The following is a 22,608-nucleotide window of genomic DNA, read 5'->3' as shown; positions in this document are numbered from 1 at the left end:
TATAATGATAACATAAATCAGATTTTGGAAAGCATTGCACAGGAGGTAAGTACTATGACCAGAGGAATCCGCGTAAAAAATACGGACGACATTCAGAAGATCAACAAGATCGTCACCAAGTATGGCTTTGATATCTGGATCCACGGCAAGAGCGGCATGGTAGACGCCAAGAGCCTGCTCGGCATGTTCCTGCTCTCCCTCAACGAGCCTCTGCAGATCGTGCTGGAGGACAGCGTCGACCCGACCGCGTTGTTCAAGGATCTCGCCGACTACCTTGAGATCGACGACGAGGACGTTGACGAAAAGAAATGATTCTGCGCAAAAAGCCGCTGCTTTAGCAGCGGCTTTTTCTATTGCCATAGCTCATACGCCGGATATGCGCCTGCCGGAAGATAGCCCAGCGTTTTGTCCAGGTGTGCGGATACCGGATGCGCTGCATCCCAGGACGGATGCAGCCCCCGTTCGAGGCACGCGAGGATAAGCGCCGCCGCGCAGGCGCGTGCCAAGCCCAGCCTCCGGTGCGACGGATGGGTGTCGATCTCCACTTCGATGCCGCCCGGCCAGTCCGCATAGCAGGACGCGCCACACAGCAGCCGCCCCGCCCTTACTGCCGCTATCCCCAGCCCATGCGCTGCAAAGTCTTCCCAGTCAGGGTATTGCGAGGTCAGATCCCTGCTCCATTCCTCCTGCCCCGCCTGGCGGAACAGCGCCCCGTCCATCCAGCGCAGGGCGTACTCATCCGGCACGCGGGCGGCCAGCACTGACAGCTTCGCACGCTGAAAGGCGTTCTTTTTTGCAAAGGCATACCGCTCCGTCAGGCGCGCCTGTGGATAGCACTGTTCGATCAGCGGCCGCCAGTCCGGTGTGCGCGGGATCAGTATGGTATATGGCCGCGTGTTCTCCGGCTGCCAGGCCGCGACACGCGCGTCCGGCTCTCCCGCGAAAAAGCAGAAATCCCCGACGCGCACCTGCGCCGACCGGTATGCCCCATCCGCGACCGCATATCCCATTCGTCCGGCAAGATAGGCGTACAGCATGCCCTCCTCCCAGCCGTTTAGCAGCGGGCCGATGCATTGGGGCGACGCAACGCGCCCGATCACAGGACCACCAGCGCCTTGGGCGCTTCGGTCAGGTTGATACAGCCGTCCTCAATCACATACAGCATATCCTCGATGCGCACGCCGAAGCGTCCCGACAGATAGATGCCCGGCTCGGCGGTTACGACCGCCCCCGCCGGAAGCCGCGCCTCGCCGCGCGGTCCCGCGGTCGGCGCCTCATGGATCTCCAGGCCGACGCCATGGCCAAAGCCGTGGCCGAACGCATCGCCGTATCCCGCGTCCGCAATGACCTGACGCGCCGCCGCATCCACCGCCCGTCCAGTGACGCCCGCCTTGCAGCACGCGATTCCCGCAAGCTGCGCGTTCAGCACCGTATCGTATACGGTCTGCATCTCGTCGGTCACATGACCGACCGCCACTGTGCGCGTCATGTCCGAGCAGTATCCGTCCACGATGCAGCCGAAGTCCATGGTGACGAAATCCCCCGCCGCGATCGCCTTTTCCGTCGGCACACCGTGCGGCTTGGAGCTGTTCGCGCCCGATACGACGATAGGGTCGAACGACATGTTTTCCGCGCCGTAATGCAACATCAGGTAGGTCAGCCGTGCGGCGACCTCTTTTTCGGTCACGCCAATCCGGATATCGTTCAGCACCTCTTCGAGCGCCCGCTCGGCAATGCGCTGTGCGGCGGCAATCCTGCCAACCTCATCGTCCTCTTTTGTGATGCGCAGGCGCTCCACACCATCCTCCAGGCGCATCGCCGCAGCGTGCAGCGCGGAGGACCAGGACATGTACTCCGCATAGGTCATCTGCTTGTCTTCCAGTGCGATTTTCTTTACGCCGTCCTGCCCAATCAGCTCGTTGATGACAGCGGAATAACTCCTCCCGCTGCCGATCTCGCGCACCTCGAATCCTGATACCGCGGCGCGCGCCGCCTCGACATAACGGAAATCCGTATAGAACACCGCCTGGTCCGCCGACAGGTAGACCGCGCCGGCGGTCGAATGGAATCCGGTCGCATACCGCCGACTGATTTCGCTGGTCAGCACCATCGCGTCATACGGCGCCTCGCGCAGCAGTGCGCGCAATTCTTCCCGTTTCATAGCCGCCTCACCCGATGATCGCCTTGACCGCGTCCACAGCCAGCAGGTAGCTGTGCTTGCCGAAGCCCGCGATCACGCCCGCGCACACCGGCCCGATGACCGATTTGTGCCGGAACTCCTCGCGCGCATGCACGTTGGACATGTGGACCTCCACACAGGGCAGGCGCACTGACGCGATCGCATCCCGAAGCGCGTAGCTGTAATGCGTATACGCGCCCGCGTTGATAATGATGGCCGCGCAGTCCTCGCGCGCCGCGTGGATGCGGTCGATCAGCGCCCCTTCCACGTTGGACTGGAACACCGCGCAGCTCATGCCAAGGCGCTCGCACTTGGCCACGACCTCGGCGTTGATCGCGGCAAGCGTATCCGAGCCGTAGATGCCCGGCTCGCGCTGGCCGGTCAGGTTGAGGTTTGGTCCATGAATCAGCAGCACTTTTTTCATTTTTCCGTCTCCTTTTTATATAAGTCCATCATCATCCGCGCGTCCTCGGCCTGTGTGCCGGCCGATTCGCAGATAAAGGTCGGCGCATAGCCGCGCGCCGCCGTTTCCTGCGCAACCGGCAGGAAATCCGGCCCGTATACGGTATCCGAAAAGGTCAGGTGGCGCACCTCGCCTTTGTCATTGTATTCGATATGGGAAAAGTGCGCGTGCAGAATGCGTGTCCGCTCCGCACCGATGCCGTTTTCCAGCCGATCGAACAGGCGCGCCACATCCTCCCGCGTGGACATCCCGCCGCCTGTGCGGCAGTTCAGGTGTCCGAAATCGATGCACGGCAGCAGGCGCTCGTCTGCCGCCACCAGCTCGCAGACCTCCTCCGCTGAACCGAGCACGCTTTTTTTGCCCATGGTTTCCAGACAGACCGCGCAGCCGGTCAGGTGTTCCTCCTCCAGCGCACGCAGGATGTTTTTCACATTTTCATGCGTGTTGCGCATTGCGCGCTCGCGCGTCAGCTTTCCCTGGCCGCCGCAATGGACCACCATGCGCACCGCGCCCAGCGGCACGGCAAGTCGCGCCGTATCCAGCACATACCCGATGTTTTTCTCCATCCGCTCGCTTTCCTCAGAGGAAAGGTTGATGAAATACGGCGCGTGGATGCTCATCTGGACGCCGTGCGCACGCGCGGCCGCGCCGATCCTTTTTGCGGTATCTTCCCCGCATCGCACACCGCGGCCGCACTGGTATTCAAACGCAGTCAGCCCCCTGGCCGCAATCCAGGCGGGAGCGTCCTCGCTTTTTTTAAAGCCCTCGGCGGCAAAGGATTCCGAATTGCCGGCGGGTCCGAACCTTGCTTCAATCATGCCGCGCCCTCGCTTCCATCCGGCGCCTGCCGCGCTCGATAAAACCGCGTTCGAGCTGGTAGCGCACATTCACCCAGAAAAAGCGGCGGTCCAGCGTCTGCACATAGCAGGTCAGCGCGCCGACACGGTTGCCGCCGAACACGTCGGTAAAGATCTGGTCGCCCACCACGGCGGTCTGGGAGAGCGGCACGCCCAGCCGCTCAGCCGCGCGCTGGAACCCGCCGGAAAACGGCTTCCCCGCGCGACTGATGAAATCCACACCGAGCGCGGCGCAGAATTTCTCCACGCGCGCGGCCCTGTTATTGGAAAACACCAGCACCTTCATCCCCGCGTCGCGCAGCGCGCGCACAAACGGCGCCAGAGAATCCGGCGGCAGCGCAGCCTTATGCGAGGCCATCGTGCCGTCCAGGTCGATCAGCACGCTGCGCACATGGTTCTCGCGCAGCAATTGCGGGGTAATGTCATAAATCGACTCAAATACATAGTCGGGAATCAGTTTACTCATTCGTTTACTCCTGCGTTCTCACTTTGGGAATTGCCACATATAGTGTAATGGAATTTGTCCAAAAAGTCCAGAGCAAGGGAGTCGATCACAATGGTATATACGAAAAATCTCATCCTGGTATGCACCGGCCGCGACACGGTATATGCGGCGAAGCACGGCATCCCCGTGCTGCACCTCTGTCTTGGCATCACGCCCACCGGCGCGCTGCAGCGCCTGCAGCTTCCCACTGTGCAGGCGCGCTGCCTGCTGGGCCTGTGCGACCCGCCGCGTTCGCTCGCCGACTGCAATGCAGACAGGCTTGCCGCCGACCTGGTGTTCGAGGCAAAGCGCACGGACGCGCCCGGTGTGTTCGCGGATTTTGAGCACGATACCCCGCGCGGCCGGATGCTGCTCGCTGCGTTCGACAAGGCGCTGCACGAAGCGGAAATCCCGTTCTACGTCCCGCTCGCCTGCGGTCGGTCGCTGACGCATGCGATCCTCACCACGCCGACCGCGCTGTCCGGCGGCAGCCTGACCGACTACATCTCCTCCCTGCAGGGCATTTACGGTGCAGCCCGCATCGCGGCGTTCCTGCAGCCGGTCTCGCAGGATTTCACGCTTCCGTCCAACTCGCCCAACGGCAAACCGCTCACCAACACCGAGCGCGAAACCCTGCTCGGCCGCACCGGATCGCAGACCTTTTTCTCCCGCGAGCTGTGCGCCAAGTATTTCACCTATACGGACAGCGAGGGACGCGCGCACTTTGTCCTGTTCGACGATGCCTCCACGCTCGAGGCCAAGCTCGCGCAACTGTCCGGCTGCGGCGTGCAGGCCGTGTTCGCCCTGTTTCCGGACGCAAAGCAACTGCTCAGTCCGTCGTGACCGGCGCGGTCCTGGCCCGCGTCAGGCCGAGCAGGTCCGCCGGCGCGCACTCGATTTGGAAACCGATCCTGCCTGCGGAGACAATGACAGACGGCAGGCGGCTCACACTTTCGTCAAACACGGTCGGGAACGCCTTTTTCATCCCGACCGGCGAGCAGCCGCCGCGCACATACCCCGTCAGGCCGAGCAGTTCTCGGACATGCACCAGTTCGACCGCCTTTTCCCCCGCCGCCTTGGCCGCTTTTTTCAGGTCAAGCTCCTTCGCCACCGGAATGACGAACACATGGCAGCTGCCCGACCGGCCGCGCGCCACCAGCGTCTTGAACACCTGCGCCTCATCCTGTCCCAAAAGCCGCGCGACCGTTGCGCCGTCTACCGCTTCCTTGCCGTGTGGATACGCATGCGCCGTATAGGGGATCCTGTGCTGCTCCAGCACCCGCATTACATTGGTTTTATCCGAAGCCATCGTCCTCGCTCCTATCTGCGTTTTATACAGATATTATAGCTATTGTTTGTGCAACAAGCAAGAAATATCAAAGGGGTTTCTCTGAGGAGAAACCCCTTTTCCCGCACCGACCGTTTTATTTTTCGCGCGCGATGATGATGCGGATGCGCCCGCAGTCCCCTGTATCCTTATCATAATAGCAGGTGATGCTGTATGAATCGAAATTGTTCCGCAGTTCGGTCAGTGAGAGCAGGCTGTAGCTCGCGTTTTCGGACCGGTATACCGCGCACTCATCCGAAAACAGCCAACTGTCCCCGTCCTTGGACACTCCGAGCTGCGTGATGGTATCCGGATTCTTGATCGCCTTCAGCGCGCTCACCGCGGAAAGCTGCCCGTCCTCGACCGTCAGCCTGGCCGGTCCGTTGGAGGCGCCCAGCGTCCTGCCGTTGGTGGAAAGCGTCTGTTTTTCTCCATTCACCAGGTAAGTATAGCTGCCGGAAACGCTCATATCGTCCGACTGCTCCTTGACGCTGGTGATGATGCCGTATTCATACAGGTCGCCGGTAAAATCGCGCAGGATCAGGTCGGTGATCTCGCCCGCGCCGTTCGTCGCGCAGTAGCGCACGTCCGTGGAGTCCAGCGCTGCGCCGTTTAAGCGGGAGTAATACACCCGCTTGGCGCTTGAGGCGTTGGTATCCAGGATGCGCACGTCCTTTGCCATCGTTTTGCTGCCGATCGTGTAGCCGGACACCGCCCCGCGCACCGTGGAGGACTTCAGGATAGAAACATCGGTTTCGGACGAGCCGAAACCGATGGATACCAGGTCCCCTGTGCTGATCGAGGTCCGTGTGCAGGGATATACATAGCTGTTGCCATCCATAGCCGTGACCGTAATGGTGCGCGAGGTATAGGCGTTGCCGACCGAATTGTAGTATGTGCCGGTCCCCGTGGCGGTCACCATGCCGACAACCTCGGACACATATTCGTCCGCCGGCAGCGCGGCGGCGACCTTGCCGTCGCGCCCGAGCAGCAGGGTCACGATATCGCCTACATTCAGCCCGCCCAGCGTGGACAGCTCGAAAGCGGCGTCGCTGGTTTCGATCTCATAGGTGTTGCCCGCGACCGTCACGGAGGTCGGGGACGCCGCCGAGGGCGAGGCGGACTGGTAGGTGCCTGTCACCGCGTTGGCATACGCCCATACCGCGGAGCCGGTGTAATACACCACGTCGTACCGTTGTATCGCATCCGCGGAGGATGTGTAGCCGTTGCGGTACACGGTTTTCCCCTCTGTCGAAACGATGCTGGATATGCCGTTTTCCACAATGTAGGGTCCCTTCATCGTATCAGAAACGATATTCAGGTAATCGATCTCATCGTTTTCGTTCAGCGTGTAACCCAGCATCTGCGCGTAGACCTGTCCGTCCTTGGTATCCGCGTTGAGCAGGTTGTAAAACAGGTACATCATGTTCCGCCGTGTCATGGCCGAACCCTGCGACGCGGTGACCTTGCTGTCCAGCCCCAGCGATTCGTACAGGGCGAGCTGCCCATACGGATAGGAGCCGGAAAAGTCCTCGGTCGTGTAACCGAGCAGCTTGAGTACGCCGGTCGCGGCCTCCTCCAGCGTGACGGTTTTGTCCGGCCGGAAGCTGCCGTCCAGATAGCCGGTCAGCCAGCCCTGCTGCACGGCGGTCTTGATATAGCCTGCCGCCCAGTGGGTATATGGCACATCCTTGAACGGGGAAGAATTGGATGCCCCCGCCACCTTGTCCTGATAGGTGGAGGCCGCAACGAGCATCTTCGCGTATTCCGCGCGGGTGACCGTTTTGTCTAGGTTCATATCCCCGTTTGGGTCGCCCACCATAATCTCCGTGGACCGGATCACCTGCTCGATCACACTATCCGATACCTCGGACGTGGCCAGCGCGGCGGGCAGGCCGCCCAGCAGCACTGCCGCCGCCGTCAGCAGCGAAAGCAGTTTTTTCTTCAAGAGTAACTCCTCCTTTTTTGTGCGCCCATCGCGGAGGCGAGGGCGGGTTATCCGAAAATGGTTTCCGCTGGAACTTTTTTCGGTATCCAAGGGGGAACCTGCCCCCTCGCGTGCTTTTCAGTCGTACCGCAGCGCGTCGATCGGGTTGAGCTTCGCCGCCTTGTTCGCGGGCATGAAGCCGAAGAACACGCCGATAAACACGGAAACGCCGAAGCTGATTGCAACCGCGCCCACGCTCGGCGTCGTGGTCATGCCAATGATCTGACCGGCGATCACCGCGACCACCGAGCCGAACACAATGCCGATCACGCCGCCCAGGGCGGAGGTCGTACCCGCTTCGATCACGAACTGCCGCATGATATCCTTTTTCTTCGCGCCGAGCGACTTGCGGATGCCGATTTCGCGGGTGCGCTCCGTGACCGAGACCAACATGATGTTCATAATGCCGATGCCGCCGACCAGCAGCGAGATGCCCGCGATGCCGACCAGCACCATGGTCATCATATTGGTCATTTCGGTCATGGAATCCACCATTTCCTGCATGTCAGAGATCATGTAATAATCGTCGTTCTGGAACACCGCATACAGCGCGTTATCGATCAGGGTGGTGCCTTCGCTGTTGAGGGACGCATCCCAGGTGGCAAACAGAAAGCTGGATATTGCGCCGAATGTCAGCTTGGAGGCCGTGGTATACGGCAGGTATACACAGTCGTCCGCCGAGCCTTCGGAGGAATCGTCCTGCTCCTCCAGCACGCCGACCACGGTCAGAGCGTTACCGTTGACCTTGATGGTCTGCCCGACCGCATCGCCGCCCAGCATATTCGCCACATAGGTCCCGACGACCGCCACCTTATTGCGGGCATCCAAATCTGCATAGCTGATGAAGCGGCCCTCCCGCATCGTCAGCTTGGATATCTCCGCGTACTGCTCGGAAACGCCGGTCACGCCCGTGGAGCTGAAAGAATCCGAATCCGTTCCTGTTTTCACCGAACCCATGACCGATACCGTCGGACTCATGCCCATAAAGGTATCCGTGTTTTCCTCATACAGCGCGTACATGTCGTCCGTATCCACCGTGCGCGAGGAGCCGCGTCCGGTTACGGTCACGGTCAGCGTATTGGTACCCATATCCTCGAACATGGAGGTCACCTCTCCCGTCATGCCCTGCATGAGCGAAACCAGGATAATGACCGACGCCACGCCGATGATAATGCCCAGCATGGTCAGAAACGCGCGCATCTTGCTGCCCGACAGGCTCTTGAACGCCAGCTTGAACGCCTGTGTGAACCCCATCGTCAGTCCCCCCTCGGAAACGCGTCGCGCGCCGCGCCGTCAAAAATGATTTTGCCATCCGCCACGCGCACGACGCGCTTGGCCTCCTGCGCGATGCCGTTGTCATGCGTGATAAGCACGATCGTATTGCCCTCGTCGTTGAGCTTTTTCAAAAAATCCAGCACCTCGCGGCTGGTGCGCGAATCGAGCGCGCCGGTCGGCTCGTCGGCCAGGATGACCGAAGGGTCGCCTGCCAGCGCCCGTGCGATGGAAACGCGCTGCTGCTGGCCGCCGGAAAGCTGCGTGGGCAGATTTTTCTCTTTGCCCGCGAGTCCGACGCGTTCGATCTGGAGCCGCGCCCTCTCGGCGCGCTCCTCAGCGGGTATGCCCGCGTAAAGCAACGACAGCTCGACGTTTTCCTGCACGTTCAGCTTGGGTATCAGGTTGTACTGCTGGAAAATAAAGCCCAGCGTCTTATTGCGGATCTCTGCCTGCTCGTCGTCGGTCAGCTCGGACACGTCCTCGCCATTGAGCAGGTACTGCCCGCTGGTCGGCACGTCCAGACAGCCAATAATGTTCATCAGCGTCGATTTGCCCGACCCCGACTGTCCGACGATGGCTACAAATTCTCCCTTGTATATCTTGAGCGAAACGCCATCCGAGGCATGCACCTCGGTATCGCCCATCTGGTATATCTTATAAATATCGCGCAGCTCAATCAGCGGCGTCCTGGTTTCGGTTGTCATCACGGCATACCGCCTCCGCCCGGCATGCCGCCGCCTGCCATACCACCGCCAGAGGGCATACCGCCCATGCCGCCCATATCACTGCCGGAGGGCATATTGCCCATATCGCCGCCTGGCAGCATGCCGAACTCATCGCCGGACGAGTTGCGCTGCACCTCGGGTACATAGACGATATCGCCGGGCTCGATGCCGGAGGTGATTTCAATATAACTGTCGTCCGACAGGCCGGTTTCAACCTCGACCGCCCGCCATCCGTCGGGCAGAAGCACGCCGCCCACCATGGCGTTTTCCGTGTTTTTCGCGCTGTCATCCTTGACATAAACCGTGTTCCCGCGCTGCACAGACGCGATCGGCACGGCGACCGCGTCCGCCGCCTCGTCCACCACGATGGTAGCGTCCACGTTCATGCCCGGCAGCAGGCCTTCCGGCGGGTTATCGATCTGCACGGTCACCGGATAGGTGGTCACACCGTTAGAGGTCGTACCCGCGACCGAAACCTTAGTCACAACGCCTTCGATCGTCGCCGTGTCCGTGAGCGAATCACAGGTGATATTGACCGCCTGGCCGACCTCTACCTCGTTCACATCCAGTTCGTCGAGCGAGATATCGAACGTCAGGTAGGAGAGGTCGTAAATGACCGCGAGCGTGGTCTGCCCATTGGTGGTGTCGAGCGTATCGCCCACCTTGGTGTTCTTGGTGATGACCGTGCCGTCAATCGGCGCGGTGATCGTGTAGTCGTCCAGCTTATCTACCGTATTCTGATAGGAAAGCTGCTGCTGTGCGAGCGACAGGCGGCTGCTCTCCACCTGCTGTTCGACCGAGGAAGAGGACAAAACCGCAATGACCGTGCCGGGCGAAACCTGCGCACCCTCGCTCACTTTCAGGCTCGTTACCGTACCCGAAGCGTCCGAGGTGATCGTGGATTCCGACCGGTATGTAAAGCTCGCGCCCTGGTTGCTGGCGATGCCGTTCACGGTCGCAGAGGCGGTTGAGGACGTTGAAAGCCCGCCCGGATTGCTGACCTGTATCGTCACATATTTGACGATCTGGTAACCGTCCAGCACGGTTTCGGCCGCGTCGATCGCCGTGACCGTGCCGCTCAGCGTCTCGAACGAGCTGTCCATTGTTACGGTTGCGGCCGCGCCGACGCCGAAGTTTTCCACCTCCGCGGAATTGAACGGCACCACCAGCTCCATCACGGAAGAATCACGCACATCCGCAATCGTCGCGCCCGCCTGCACTTCGTCGCCCACCTCAACATACAGTTCGGTAATCATGCCCGACTTTTTCGAGGTTACATTCAGGTCGTCCAGGCTTTCCAGCGTCTGGCTGTAGCTGTTCTGGCTCTGCTGTAGGGAAAGCTGCGCCTGCTCGACCGAGCTTTCCGCGTCTGAGCTGTCGATCTCATACATGACATCGCCCTTTTTTACCTCGTCGCCCTCCTCAAATGTGCAGGACAGCACCTCGCCCTGCACCGATGCGGTCACGCTGTACTGGTTGGCCGGCTCGATTGTTCCCGTCGCGGACAGCGTCAGTTGGATGTCCTGCCGGACCGCCTCGCTTTCCGTATAGGTCTGCGTTCCGTCCGCACCGCCGGCTGTCAAAATATGATGCACGCCCCAGCCTCCGGCAAGCAGCACCACCGCCACGGGGATGACCACCTTCTTTTTCAGCTTCCTGCGTTTTTTCTTTTTGCTGTGCGCGCCAGTCGGTGCCATATCCGCAGCCGCTTCTTCATTTTGCTTTTTCTTTCCCTGAAACAGCCTTTTTCCTTTCCATGGGGCTTTCCCGCGCAGTTTTTCAAACGGCAATTTCAAACCCTGTTCCCTCCCGTGCTGGTTTATCAATTCGCGCTCTATCATAAGCGCAGTATATTGAAAAAGCATTGAAGAAATCCGGCTTTAACAAATTTTCCACCGCTCATACACAAAAACTCCATACACAGCCTGCAAAATAAAGGCATCATCTGCCAAAGGAGGCGCCGGCTATGCGTGTTCTGCTTATCGGCCCCAGCCCTAATGAAAAAATCCTGCCGGCGCTGCGGCGCGATCATATCCTTGCCGACTGCCTGCCCCGGCCGGAGCAGACGCAGACCGGCTTTCCGGAAAACCTTTACGACGTGGTCGTCCTCTTTTCCGATACGGACGCCGCCCTGCCCGTCCGGCTCCGCATGGTGCGGGAGGATGGCGTTTCAGTTCCCATTCTTGTTGTCGCGCCGCGCTCCTCCGCGCGCGACCGCATCCGCGCGCTGGACGCCGGTGCGGACGATTTCCTGACCGAGCCGTTCCTGATCGCCGAGCTGCTGGCACGGGTACGCGCGCTCGGGCGGCGCGGACGCATCCTTCAGCCGCGGCTGCTGCGCGCGGGCGACCTGACGCTCGACCGCGGACATTTCCTCCTCTCCGGCCGCGCTGGCGAGGTGCGCCTCTCCAGCAAGGAGCTGCAGCTGGCGGAGCTGTTTCTGCTCCATCCCGGCCAAATCCTGCCGCGCGACACCTTACGGCAAAAGGTCTGGGGCTGCGATACCGAGGCGCGCTATAACAATATTGAGGTATACCTGTCCCTCCTGCGGCGCAAGCTGCGCGCGGTCGATTCCGTTGTCCAAATCCAAGCCGAGCGCGGCGTTGGCTACTATCTGGAGGTCCAGCCTAATCATATGCAGGCATAATAAAACGCCGCAACGGTCATCCCGCTGCGGCGTTCTTGCTTTTTACAGGCCGCGGTACTTGCTGCGCTCGATCGGGCCGAACCAACTGTCCGCGATGCGCTTCAGCAGGGTCCACAGCCCGCCGAACCTCAAACCATAGTGTTTCATGCCATGCCCCTTCCTCCGTCCGCACTTCCTGTCCCGCGCCTTATGTATCACAAGGCTTGTCCTTGATTGTATTGTACCCCTTTTTTCTTGCTGTTTCCCTCTCAAAATAATGAAAATTTTCTTAAGATTTTGTTAATCTTCTTCTGAAAAAGGGGCTGTCCCCCATGGACAGCCCCTTTCCCCCTTTACTCCTCCGGCTCCGCCGCGTCCTCTCCCAAGGCGAGCACGGTTTCGCTCTCCGCTTCGCTCAGCTCGGTCACGCTTTTGAGCTTGCGCCGAATCGCGCGGGTGCGCGTGCCGACCAGCTTGTCCAGCTCACGGCTGGCCTGGTCCAAACGGGTCTGCGTCTGCGTCAGGCAGGCCTCAAATTTATCAAACTCGGTCTTGACCGCCCCGAGCACGCTCCACACCTCACCAGACCGCTTTTGTATCGCAATCGTGCGGAACGACATTTGCAGCGAATTGAGTAGCGCCGCCATCGTACTCGGTCCCGCGATGTTCACATGGTAATCGCGCTGCAGCACCTCCACCATGCCGCGGCTGACCGCTTCCGCATACAACCCCTCGAACGGCAGGAACAGGATGCCGAAATCCGTCGTATATGGCGGCTCCAGATATTTGTCGCGGATATCCTTCGCTTCCGCCTTCAGCGTATTGACCAGCGTTTTGGCACAGGCGTCGAGCTGTTCGCGCGCGCCGTCCTCATAGGCGTCGCGCAGCGCGCCATACGTCTCGCCTGGGAATTTGGAGTCAATCGGCAGCCAGATAAAGCCCCCATCCTCCACTGGCAGCTTGACCGCGTATTCAACCACGTTGCGGCTCCCCGGCCGTGTGGCGACGTTCACCCCATACTGCTCGGGCGCAAGGATATCCTCCAGAATCGCGCCGAGCTGGATCTCGCCCACAATGCCGCGGGTCTTGACATTGGTGAGAACCTTTTTCAAATCGCCCACGCCCTGCGCCAGCGTCTGCATCTCACCGAGGCCCTTATAGACCTGTTCCAGCCGCTCATTGACCAGCTTGAACGATTCATTCATACGGTCGGACAGCGTTTTCTGCAGCTTTTCGTCCACGATCCGCCGCATATCGTCCAGCTTTCTATTGTTATCCTCCTGCAGGGCGCGCAGGTTTTTATCCACGGCTGCGCGGATGTTTTCCAGGCTTTGCGCCGTTTCCGCCGTAAAGCCGTGCAGCCGCTTTTCAAACTGCCCCAGCTGGTCGGTCACGCCGCCCATCCTGCCGGACAGGCTTTTCTCCATCGCGGAAAGCTGGTCCAACTGCGCCGCGCGGCCTTCCTTCAGATTTTGGCTGACCAGCGTCCCCAGCGCCGCGATGGTGCCGCTGCTCTCCTGCCGCTCCTGGACCGCGGGTTTCCGCGTCAGCAGGATGATGACCAGCGCCAGCAGGATGATGACCAGTACCAGCGTGGCCACAGATAGGTATTGCATTGTCTCGGTCCTTTCTCAGCTTTGTGTTTTACCGCAGGACATGCAGCTCCTTAGCAATGCGCTGCATCTCCTCATCGGTCGCCGCGATAACATCCGCGCACTCTTTCAGGTCGTCCGATATGTGCGGCGGCACCTGCACATCGGATTTATACCGAAGCTGATGCTCCAGACTCGCCCAGAAATCCATGGCAATCGTCCGCAGCTGCAGCTCGATCCGCACCGGCTTGGTTGTTTCCGACAGGAAAATCGGCACCTCCAGGATCAGGTGCAGGCTGCGGTAACCATTCGGCTTGGGGTTGGCAATATAGTCCTTCTTTTCGATCAGTGTCAGGTCGCTTTGCCGCATCAGCATATCCGCCACCGTATAGATATCTTGGATAAAGGGGCAGATCACGCGGATGCCGCCGATGTCGTTCAGGTTATCCATCATGGACTGTAAAGAAATCGGGAAGCCGCGCCGCTTGAGCTTTTTGATAATGCTGCGCGGCGATTTGATACGGCTTTTGATCGAATCAATCGGACTTGGCTTGCCGGAGATATTCGATTCGTCGCTCAAAATATCCAGCTTTGTCTTGATCTCTCGGATTCCCGCCTCATACAGCAGCATGATCTGCTGCAACTGCATGGCGGATTCCATCAGTTTCTCCGCGTCGTGTTCACCCAGCATATCCATTTCGAGAAAATCGGTCAGTTCCATTGCATTCCTCCTGCATACAGGCATTACATCCCTTCGGTGTCTATTATAGCATAAAAGCGCTAACTGGGCAATCCAGCCGGCATCGCCCGTGCAAAAGCAGGCAAAATCAGGGCTTTTTGTTATAGTACAGCAAGGTAATGCATTCGATAATCAGCATTGTTGTAAAAATGAGGCCAAAGGCTACCAGCATGCCTCCAAAGAACGCCTCCATTGCCTGCATCCCAAAAATACTAAGCAGCATACAAACAAAGCACACCAGTTCCGCGATACCCAGCGCACGGCTTTTAGCGCGCCACTCGACCAAACGATTTCGCTCGTCCAGTTCCGCGATCTTGTCCTCGCGCGACATCTCCCGGGAAAAGCTGCGGAGCAGTCCGCTGCCGCCGATCAGCAGGCATAAAATCATCATAACCGTTCCTTTCAGGTCAAATCCTTTCCATATGCTGATCATCAGCTGGAGCGTGCCAAGCACTATAAAACCAATTCCATACCAGAACGTTTTTTTGTTATAGATTTTCATACCGCTTATCCTCCTCTTCCCTGTTTTCTTTCAGACAATAGAGCTCCTCGATCGATGTGCCGAACTGCTCCGCTAAACGGTAGGCCAGCAGCAACGAGGGGTTGTACTGCCCCTTTTCCAACGAGATAATCGTTCTGGCAGACACATGGACCCGCTCCGCCAATTGCTGCTGTGTTATACCAGTAGCCGTACGCAATTCTTTTACTCGGTTTTTCACTATACCACCGCCGAATATGAAGCAAGCTTCACATGAAGTATACTTCATATTATATAACAATTATCCAAACTGTCAAGAAAAAAACGATTCTCTATATTACAGATCTACAAAATTTTTTACAAACCCATTTACGAATCATTTCTTCTATTCGCTCCATCCATAGCAGCATCAAAAACACGGATTGCAGGCGTCGAAAAGCAGCCTGCAATCCGTGTTATGAAATCATTTCAAGTCCATCGTACGGTTATAGTTACCAGTTCATATCCCATTCCGCTTTTACGCTGGGGTCAGTTGAATTGCGTATTATCAACTCTCCCTCCAAGCAAATCATCATTCTGGCGGACTGGTCATTATTGACCCGACGCATAAAAAGCTCGAACGCCTGCGCTCCCATTTCTTCTTTCGGTATATGAATGGTGGTCAACGACGGCGAAATCAGCGAAGCCGGTGTGTTATCGTTAAATCCCACCACTGCAATATCTTCCGGAATCCGGATCTGTTGCTGCTTCAAATAGTTAATCGCGCCAATCGCCATTTGGTCGTTGCCTGCAACAACCGCATCGATTGTTCGTCCTGTATTTAAGAGCTGCTTCATGGCCTCATAGCCGCTTTCGCAGGTATAACGTCCCTCAACAATCAGATGGTCATCCACGCTCAGCCCCTTGAGCAACAAGGAAGATATAAAGCCGCTGCGCCGGTTTTTACCCATCATGTATTGGTTTGGCGCTGCGATATGCGCGATGTTCCTGCGTCCGCTCTCAATGAGGTAATTAGTTGCTTTCATGGTCCCTTCCAAATCGTTAACAACCACTGCGTCTAATTTGGGACTGATCGCTGCTTCAAGGCAGATAATATGCATCGGCTGTGATGAAAAATTGATTGCGTGAAGAAAATCCAAATATTCCGCGGTTTCAATTTGATCCACATCCGCGCAAGACGACAACATAACGCCATCATAATTACGCGAGCGCAACAGATTAATAACTCGTCTTTCCTGGTTAATATCGCCTTTTGTATTAAAGATACTGACCGTGTAATCCTCTTTATCCGCAGCGACCTGAATACTTTTTAAAAGATTCGGAAAAAAGATGCTGGTGATAGAGGGAATAACGACGGCAATTTGCTGGGATTTTCCTGTCTTCAGCTGGCGACCAACTAAATTAGTTTCATAATTCAGTTCTTTAACCGCCTTCATAACCCGTTTTGTCAGAGCGAGACTAACCGGTCTGGTCCCATTCAGCACATTAGATACAGTAGAAATTGACACGCCGGCGTGCCGCGCTACATCCTTTATACCAACAGACTTTTCCGTAAGTATCATATTTCGGGCTTCTTTCTAATAAATTAGCTTACCCCGTTCTGCTACTTGCAAATTCAGGGTTGAATATAGCTGTTTTATTATATCTGATTTTTTTTTGAAATTCAATCTTCATCTTTACATAATTCCCCAATTCAATCCGTCCGTTTGCGGGAATCGAGAAATACCGCTATAACAATAACAGCACCCTTGACCACACTCTGCAAATTGGAGTCGATCTGCAGCATGGTCATGCCATTTACCAAAATACCCAAAATCAAAGCGCCAAATACCGTATTGACAACTTTTCCACTACCGCCGGAAAAACTGGCGCCACCTAAAATTACGCAAGTAATCGCATCCATTTCATAGGCGTTGCCAACAGAAGGATTCCCCGAGCGCATTCTGGCTGTCAGCACAACAGCGGCTACCCCCGTGCAAATACCGGCAATCACATACCCCATGAAATTACATAGACGAACATTAATACCCGAGACCTTTGCAGCAGTTGCGTTTCCTCCAATTGCATATATCGAAGTTCCGTATTTTGTGCGCTCCAAAATAATGTAAATGATAATCGCCATCAAAACAAATATCCACGCTGCAATAGGTAATCCCAAGAAAGAATCTGTCCCGATGCTTTCAAATGCGTCATAAAACCCATTGATGTTTTTGCTATCGGTAATCAGCAAGGCCGCTCCTCTTGCTGCTGACATCATTCCCAGCGTTGCGATAAAAGCAGGAACGTTGCCATACGCTATAAAAAATCCGTTAATCACTCCTGTCAAGGCTCCAATAACTATTGCAATCAAAAACACCAACGGGATGGGAAGCTCCGCTCGAACCGCCAAAGCTGCAAAAACGCCGCACAGCGCTACCACCGAACCTCCGGAAAGGTCAGTACCGCCACTGACAATGGGGAACATAATGCCCAAGGCAATAATACCGATCACAGCCTGTTGACGAATGATATTAACCAGATTCGTGCTTTTTAAAAACGAATCCCCTTTCAGGATACTCATAGCCAACACCAGCGCCAACAAAATTAAAATAGCGCTGTACTCTTTAATAACGACCTGCAGTCTGTCTTTCATTGCAAGCGACTTTTTCATCAAGAATTCCTCCCCATTTAATCTGCTGTACCGGTTGCGTAGCGCATGATCTTTTCTTGAGAGAAATCCTTACGCTCAATGATGCCGACGGCTTTCCCCTCGCTCATTACCAGTATTCGATCGCTCATCCCCATGACCTCCGGCATTTCTGAGGAAACGATGATAACGCATTTCCCTTGCTTGGCAAGGTTTGTCAGCAGCCTGTGAATCTCGGATTTACTTCCCACATCGATACCGCGTGTGGGCTCATCGAAAATAAGGATATCGGGGCTGGTTAGCAGCCATCGTCCGACCAATACCTTTTGTTGATTTCCCCCTGACAGATTTGAAATCGGTGTGTTAATTCCGGGGGTCTTTATCGAAAGGAGCTTTTTCATCTCTTCCGCAGAATGCACGGTCATTTTCCGCATGATAAAGGGCCCTTTTGCATGTTTGGATAATGAGGCAGCCACTGTATTCAAACGCACGCTTAACGATAAAAAACAGCCGCTTTGTTTTCTATCTTCCGTAAGGAGGCAAAACCCATATCGAATTGCATCACTGGGCGATTTAATCCGCGCTTCTTTTCCATCCACATAAATTTTACCCGCAGACTTTTTTCGAACGCCAAACAGTGTTTCAACGACCTCAGTACGCCCTGCGCCCATCAGGCCGGCCAAGCCAAATATTTCTCCCCTGCGAACTTCAAAGCTGACATCATGAAATTCGTTATTACGGCTTAGCCCTTCTACCTTCAAATAAACTTCTCCGATTTCCGCTTCTTCCTTGGGAAAAATATTGGTAATTGTACGGCCAACCATCATTTGAATCAACTCATCATAAGTAATATCGCTTGCCAGCTTTGTTCCAATGTATTGACCGTCACGAAACACCGATATATCATCGGAGATTTCAAATACCTCGTCCATCTTATGTGTGATGTAAATGATACTGACTTGCTCATCCCTGAGCTTGCGAATAATTTTGAATAGATGCGCGACTTCTGTTTCTGTGATGGCGGAGGTCGGCTCGTCCATGATAATCAGTTTTGCATTATATGAAATTGCTTTGGCAATCTCACAAAGCTGCTGCTTGGCAACACTCAAGGTTTTCATTTTTGCATCTGGATCTATATCAATCTCCAGTCGATTAAAAAGTTGAAGAGCCGCTTCATGCATCGCTTTATCGTTTTTGATCCAGAGCCCTTTCAAACATATTTCCTTGCCTAAAAAAATGTTTTCATATACTTTGAGTTCCTGCACCGTGCTTAGCTCCTGATGAATCATGGCCAGGCCGTCATCCAGAGCTTCTCTTGGCCCTTTATAGTGTACTTCTTTCCCGTTAAAAATGATTTTCCCACTGTCCCGCGAATAAATTCCCAACAAGATTTTCATCATTGTGGACTTGCCAGCGCCATTCTCCCCCATCAGAGCATGGACGGTTCCCTTTCTTACGCGCAAATCCACATCTGACAGAGCGATCACCCCGGGAAACGCTTTACAAATACCGCTTGCCTCCAAAATATACTCTTGTCCCAAAAGTACTCCTCCTTGCCGCATGATAGTTTACAAATGGTTGCCCGCTTTTGCGGACAACCATTTGCGCAGAAAGAGACAGTGCTGCTTTTCCATTCTTAATACAGGAAGCGCAGCAGCGTTCCGACCTATGTATTTTTAGGTGTGTTTAACTCCACAATGCCAAATATTCATCCACATTATCTCTATTAACCAGCAGATCTTTCAGGACGACATCTTCCGGCTGCCCGCCTTTGGCCAGTGCCAGCGCAGCATCCAGCGATTCATAGGCCAAGCCTTTCGCGTCTGCATAAAAAGTAAGCGTCATATCGCCATTCTTTACATATTCGCAGCCCATCTGAAGGCCATCAATACCCGCGACAACAACATCGTCTATCCCTGCATCCTGCAGCGCCAAAATCGCGCCGATTGCCATTTCATCGCAGGCCGCGCAGATCGCATCAAATTCAATGCCAGAGGTAATCCAGGTTTCTACGATCGAAATGGCGTCTTCACGCAACCAATCTCCATCCTCGCGTGCAACCAGTTCACATTCAGGCGATGCTTCCAAGGCAGACATTGAACCTTCTTCTCTTTCAGAGGCAACCAGCGTACCCTCCGTACCCGCCAGATATGCGATCTTACCGGAGCCGCCAATGGCATCGATAACCGCCTGCATCTGCGCTTCGCCAGTCTCTACACCATTTGCACCGACAAAACAATCCGCATCTTCCGCATCCTGCTGCATGGCTACATAATTGATCCCCGCTGCTTTGACGGAATCAAGAATAGAAAGCGAGGCTTCATAATCGACAGGCTTAAGGCAAACGCTGTCAATTCCCATTTCAATCCAGCCTTCTACGACAGCCATTTGTGTGGACACATCAGATTTACCATCGCCAATGATGACTTCCACATCCGGGTGTTCATCCGCCCATTGCTCAACATAATCGATAACAGACGAAACCCAGGTATCATTCAAATCGTTTACTGTGTAGCCGATAACGATTTTATCTTCTGCTGCCTCGTCCTGCGGCAAATCAGTGGAAGCATCGTTTCCGGATGCTCCATCTGACGAACATCCAGCAAACAGGCTCATCAGCATTGCAAATACCACAAACAAAGCGATTCTTTTTTTCATGATTTTCCTCCTCTTCTCGTCCCTACATTCATGGTAGAACTGCTTTTGTTATTGATCCCCTGCTTTCCGGATCAGGGGATCTCATCAAGTTTGACAGCGCGGTTTTCTCTCCAGGAAAGTGTCGCCGCTTTTGCTATCCGCACTGCTTGCAGCCCGTCATAGGCCGTAACCGGCGGTTCCGCACCATTATTCACCACATCAAAAAATGTCGCTTGCGCATGCACGAAAGCATCTGCATAGCGCTCCAGAAAGAAATATACCGGCTTATCTTCATGAACGCCGTCTTCATTATGTATGCTTACTGTTGTCTCCGGCACATTCCCTACCTGTGCAAAACCTTTTGAGCCATGGACCTCGGTACGTTGGTCATATCCGCAATTCGACTGACGGCTCAGATCAATCAGTCCAACCGCTCCACTATCGAATTTCAAAACAGCCAGAGCCGTATCGATATCACCATACTCTGTCAATACAGGATCAATCAATGCGTTACCGCAGGCATATACCTCAGAGACTTCAGAACCTGAAAAAAATCTGGCAAGATCAAAGTCGTGAATCATGGAATCAAAATAAATTCCTCCACTCGAGGCAATATATTCATAAGGAGGCAGCGCGGGATCTCTTGAACAGAGTTTAATGATTTGAGGAACCCCAATTTTTCCACTGGACACTGTATTTTTCAGTTTTTGTTGGTTTACATCGAAACGGCGCATAAAGCCCATCAGAAATTTTATGCCGGATTTTTGTATTGCTCCAATGGCCTGGTAAATTTTTTCGATGTCAGAATCCAGCGGTTTTTCACAATATATATTTTTACCGGTTTCGCAAGCCCTCATGATATAGGTGCAGTGCGTTGGTGTCGGTGAGCAAATAAATACAGCATCTATTTCCGCGTCCTCGAAAACACAGTTTGCGTCCACACCCGTATTTTCTATGCCAATTCGACCAGCCCACTGTCGAGCTTCTTCGGTCAGGTATGGATCAATAATGTATTTAATTCGGACATCCCGTTGAAACCGAACCAATGCTTCAGCGTGAACTCTCGCGATACGGCCAGCGCCCAGGATTGCAACAACATTTTTCATAAAATACCCCTCAGTATTCCTCCGGATACATTACTACTTTCAAAGCCTTACCTGCCCGCAGCAGCTCAAGCCCTTTTTCATACTCGCTGAGCGGGAAGGTATGTGTTACAATCTCCTCCAACGGCAGTATTCCACTTTCTATAATACGAGCTGTTTTTTCAAAATAATATTTTCCAAGGAACCCACCAAAAATCGCTGCCTCTTTGCGAACAATCTCTGCCAGCCGTACCGGCGGCATAGCCGTTTCGTCATGTCCGAACATCACGATTTTTCCTCCAGGGCGAATCATGTCAATCGCTGTGGGCAACAGTTGCCCTACCGCTTCAATACAATGGTCCACCCCCAGTCCATCCGTTTCCTCTAAGCAGACTGCCTTCAAATCTTCCTTAGCAGGATCAACCACACGGGTGGCACCGCACTTTAACGCTTTTTCTCTGCGGTATTCATACGGCTCCGACACGATAACCTTTGTCGCACCATTTGCTTTTGCCATTGCCGCAAAAAGGAGTCCCATAGGGCCTGCCCCCAGAACACAAGCCGTATCCCCTGCTTGAATATCCAGTTTTTCAATAGCATAACCAACACAAGAAAGCGGTTCAGCCAAGGCGGCAAGCTGCCAAGGGGTATCTTTGCTGATCTTGTAAACGGAATGTGCTGGAACACAGGTATAGCTTGTCAATGCACCGTCCGCAAAAAGCCCCCTCGTAACTCCATGCTCCGGCCACGGCGTATCCTGCTGGCTGTATAGCGTAGTACACTGGCCCGGACGGTCGCTCCGGCAATTTTTACAGCATCCGCATGGCGGGTGCGGATCAACAATAACTCTGTCCCCGGGCTTCAACCAATCCACTGCCTCCCCTACCGCGGCAACCTCACCACAGTATTCATGGCCAAAAATAATACCAGGCTTTGCCGGATGCATTGGCGGATCCATCAAAACATGCAGATCCGTACCGCAAATACCTACGCCCAGCACTTTAATCTGAACGTCATCCGGCTTTTCCACCTGTGGTACTGGACGATCCTCATAAGCATATTCCCCCGGTTTTTTGAAGATAATTGCTTTCATGGTGTTCCACGCCTCCAGTTGAGTAAAATTCAATACGGTTATACTTAAGTAAAAAGATCATTACATGCTTTACCATAAATGCAGGCTGTTTTGATAAAAACGTTTTTATTTGTTGTCGCCATTATACCCCCCCCCCCCCCCCAGAAATGCAATATTAATTTTGTTAAATCCATCATTTTTGTTAAATATATGATATATCCTCTTCTTGTTATTGTGATTTATAACCAATTGACACCCTTTTTCTCTTCATGATATATTTTCATTAAGAATAAAAACGTTTTTTGTTTGTGGGCCAAACCAATGAAAGGAGCAATATTTCATGCAAGAGAAGTACTTAACGACAGCGTATCCGAACATATTTTTTGAGGATAACAAGGTAGGACGGCTGAAGAAACGGCTGTGGGACGCCTCGGAGGAGGAGATCCAGGCCATTCTGGA

23 protein-coding genes are annotated in these 22,608 nt (G+C 54.8%); 3 read left to right on the top strand and 20 right to left on the bottom strand.

All coding sequences use genetic code 11. The features are described 5' to 3' along the window. The first annotated feature begins 54 nt into the window (after positions 1–54). Positions 55–312: a hypothetical protein gene (locus tag H8S45_RS12845; RefSeq protein ID WP_054328076.1), complete on the top strand. Its 258-nt coding sequence runs from the start codon at positions 55–57 to the stop codon at positions 310–312. Between the two features lie 38 nt (positions 313–350). On the opposite strand, the gene H8S45_RS12840 is transcribed toward H8S45_RS12845, so the two are convergent. From H8S45_RS12840 to H8S45_RS12820, 5 genes are read right to left on the bottom strand one after another with little or no spacing between them, the layout of a single operon-like run. Then, the gene (locus tag H8S45_RS12840; RefSeq protein ID WP_082397351.1) at positions 351–1,100 is read right to left on the bottom strand and encodes a GNAT family N-acetyltransferase; all 750 of its coding nucleotides are present in this window, start codon (positions 1,098–1,100) and stop codon (positions 351–353) included. Then, complete coding sequence (locus H8S45_RS12835) at positions 1,097–2,161, bottom strand: aminopeptidase P family protein (RefSeq protein ID WP_054328077.1); 1,065 nt, start codon at positions 2,159–2,161, stop codon at positions 1,097–1,099. Before H8S45_RS12835 ends, H8S45_RS12840 begins: the two co-directional genes overlap by 4 nt. A gap of 7 nt (positions 2,162–2,168) precedes the next feature. After that, positions 2,169–2,603: a type II 3-dehydroquinate dehydratase gene (gene aroQ, locus H8S45_RS12830; RefSeq protein WP_054328078.1), complete on the bottom strand. Its 435-nt coding sequence runs from the start codon at positions 2,601–2,603 to the stop codon at positions 2,169–2,171. Continuing rightward, a complete protein-coding gene (locus tag H8S45_RS12825; protein WP_207724505.1) occupies positions 2,600–3,460 on the bottom strand; it encodes a TIM barrel protein in 861 nt (286 codons plus the stop codon). Before H8S45_RS12825 ends, aroQ begins: the two co-directional genes overlap by 4 nt. Then, on the bottom strand, positions 3,453–3,965 hold the full coding sequence (locus H8S45_RS12820) for a YqeG family HAD IIIA-type phosphatase (RefSeq protein ID WP_054328081.1): 513 nt from the start codon (positions 3,963–3,965) through the stop codon (positions 3,453–3,455). Before H8S45_RS12820 ends, H8S45_RS12825 begins: the two co-directional genes overlap by 8 nt. A 90-nt stretch (positions 3,966–4,055) precedes the next feature. On the opposite strand from H8S45_RS12820, the gene H8S45_RS12815 reads away from it, so the two are divergent. Further along, positions 4,056–4,826, top strand: coding sequence for a glycoside hydrolase family 18 protein (locus H8S45_RS12815; RefSeq protein WP_054328082.1), 771 nt, complete (start codon positions 4,056–4,058; stop codon positions 4,824–4,826). On the opposite strand, the gene ybaK is transcribed toward H8S45_RS12815, so the two are convergent. The 5 genes from ybaK to H8S45_RS12790 all read right to left on the bottom strand — a co-directional run bounded on the left by ybaK (position 4,813) and on the right by H8S45_RS12790 (position 11,093). Then, the gene (gene ybaK / locus H8S45_RS12810) at positions 4,813–5,292 is read right to left on the bottom strand and encodes a Cys-tRNA(Pro) deacylase (protein ID WP_054328083.1); all 480 of its coding nucleotides are present in this window, start codon (positions 5,290–5,292) and stop codon (positions 4,813–4,815) included. The genes H8S45_RS12815 and ybaK overlap by 14 nt on opposite strands. Before the next feature lie 115 nt (positions 5,293–5,407). Next, positions 5,408–7,258: an S-layer homology domain-containing protein gene (locus H8S45_RS12805; protein ID WP_054328084.1), complete on the bottom strand. Its 1,851-nt coding sequence runs from the start codon at positions 7,256–7,258 to the stop codon at positions 5,408–5,410. 117 nt (positions 7,259–7,375) lie between these two features. Next, on the bottom strand, positions 7,376–8,551 hold the full coding sequence (locus tag H8S45_RS12800) for an ABC transporter permease (RefSeq protein WP_243182465.1): 1,176 nt from the start codon (positions 8,549–8,551) through the stop codon (positions 7,376–7,378). 2 nt (positions 8,552–8,553) lie between these two features. Continuing rightward, entirely contained in the window at positions 8,554–9,276 is a 723-nt protein-coding gene (locus H8S45_RS12795; protein ID WP_054328085.1) for an ABC transporter ATP-binding protein, read from the bottom strand. After that, the gene (locus tag H8S45_RS12790; protein ID WP_054328086.1) at positions 9,276–11,093 is read right to left on the bottom strand and encodes an efflux RND transporter periplasmic adaptor subunit; all 1,818 of its coding nucleotides are present in this window, start codon (positions 11,091–11,093) and stop codon (positions 9,276–9,278) included. Before H8S45_RS12790 ends, H8S45_RS12795 begins: the two co-directional genes overlap by 1 nt. Before the next feature lie 170 nt (positions 11,094–11,263). Between H8S45_RS12790 and H8S45_RS12785 the strand changes: the two genes are divergently transcribed. Further along, positions 11,264–11,944 carry a response regulator transcription factor gene (locus H8S45_RS12785; protein WP_147574485.1) on the top strand — a complete coding sequence of 227 codons (681 nt, stop codon included), beginning with the start codon at positions 11,264–11,266 and terminating at the stop codon, positions 11,942–11,944. Positions 11,945–12,276: 332 nt separating this feature from the next. Here H8S45_RS12785 and H8S45_RS12780 read toward each other — a convergent pair whose 3' ends face one another. The 10 genes from H8S45_RS12780 to H8S45_RS12735 form a co-directional block, all read right to left on the bottom strand. Beyond that, on the bottom strand, positions 12,277–13,539 hold the full coding sequence (locus tag H8S45_RS12780) for a DNA recombination protein RmuC (RefSeq protein ID WP_186950164.1): 1,263 nt from the start codon (positions 13,537–13,539) through the stop codon (positions 12,277–12,279). A gap of 28 nt (positions 13,540–13,567) precedes the next feature. Next, positions 13,568–14,236 carry a GTP pyrophosphokinase gene (locus H8S45_RS12775; RefSeq protein WP_054328089.1) on the bottom strand — a complete coding sequence of 223 codons (669 nt, stop codon included), beginning with the start codon at positions 14,234–14,236 and terminating at the stop codon, positions 13,568–13,570. 106 nt (positions 14,237–14,342) lie between these two features. Then, positions 14,343–14,756, bottom strand: coding sequence for a DUF2178 domain-containing protein (locus tag H8S45_RS12770; protein WP_186950162.1), 414 nt, complete (start codon positions 14,754–14,756; stop codon positions 14,343–14,345). Further along, the gene (locus tag H8S45_RS12765; RefSeq protein ID WP_186950160.1) at positions 14,743–14,973 is read right to left on the bottom strand and encodes a helix-turn-helix transcriptional regulator; all 231 of its coding nucleotides are present in this window, start codon (positions 14,971–14,973) and stop codon (positions 14,743–14,745) included. Before H8S45_RS12765 ends, H8S45_RS12770 begins: the two co-directional genes overlap by 14 nt. Positions 14,974–15,223: 250 nt before the next feature. Then, positions 15,224–16,294 (bottom strand): LacI family DNA-binding transcriptional regulator, encoded by a 1,071-nt coding sequence (locus H8S45_RS12760; protein WP_186950158.1) that lies wholly within the window; start codon positions 16,292–16,294, stop codon positions 15,224–15,226. Between the two features lie 131 nt (positions 16,295–16,425). Beyond that, positions 16,426–17,382 (bottom strand): ABC transporter permease, encoded by a 957-nt coding sequence (locus H8S45_RS12755; RefSeq protein WP_107631797.1) that lies wholly within the window; start codon positions 17,380–17,382, stop codon positions 16,426–16,428. Between the two features lie 17 nt (positions 17,383–17,399). Beyond that, positions 17,400–18,920: a sugar ABC transporter ATP-binding protein gene (locus tag H8S45_RS12750; protein WP_390124573.1), complete on the bottom strand. Its 1,521-nt coding sequence runs from the start codon at positions 18,918–18,920 to the stop codon at positions 17,400–17,402. Between the two features lie 124 nt (positions 18,921–19,044). Continuing rightward, the gene (locus tag H8S45_RS12745; RefSeq protein ID WP_054328096.1) at positions 19,045–20,016 is read right to left on the bottom strand and encodes a substrate-binding domain-containing protein; all 972 of its coding nucleotides are present in this window, start codon (positions 20,014–20,016) and stop codon (positions 19,045–19,047) included. A 71-nt stretch (positions 20,017–20,087) separates the two neighbouring features. After that, a complete protein-coding gene (gene iolG / locus H8S45_RS12740) occupies positions 20,088–21,101 on the bottom strand; it encodes an inositol 2-dehydrogenase (protein ID WP_054328097.1) in 1,014 nt (337 codons plus the stop codon). A gap of 10 nt (positions 21,102–21,111) precedes the next feature. Continuing rightward, the gene (locus H8S45_RS12735; protein WP_147574486.1) at positions 21,112–22,170 is read right to left on the bottom strand and encodes a zinc-dependent alcohol dehydrogenase; all 1,059 of its coding nucleotides are present in this window, start codon (positions 22,168–22,170) and stop codon (positions 21,112–21,114) included. Positions 22,171–22,608 lie beyond the last annotated feature (438 nt).

The organism is Agathobaculum faecis (assembly GCF_014287995.1).
Classification (GTDB): domain Bacteria; phylum Bacillota; class Clostridia; order Oscillospirales; family Butyricicoccaceae; genus Agathobaculum; species Agathobaculum ammoniilyticum.
The sequence above is the reverse complement of the archived record's forward strand: the minus strand, read 5'-3'. Positions and strand labels throughout refer to the sequence as shown.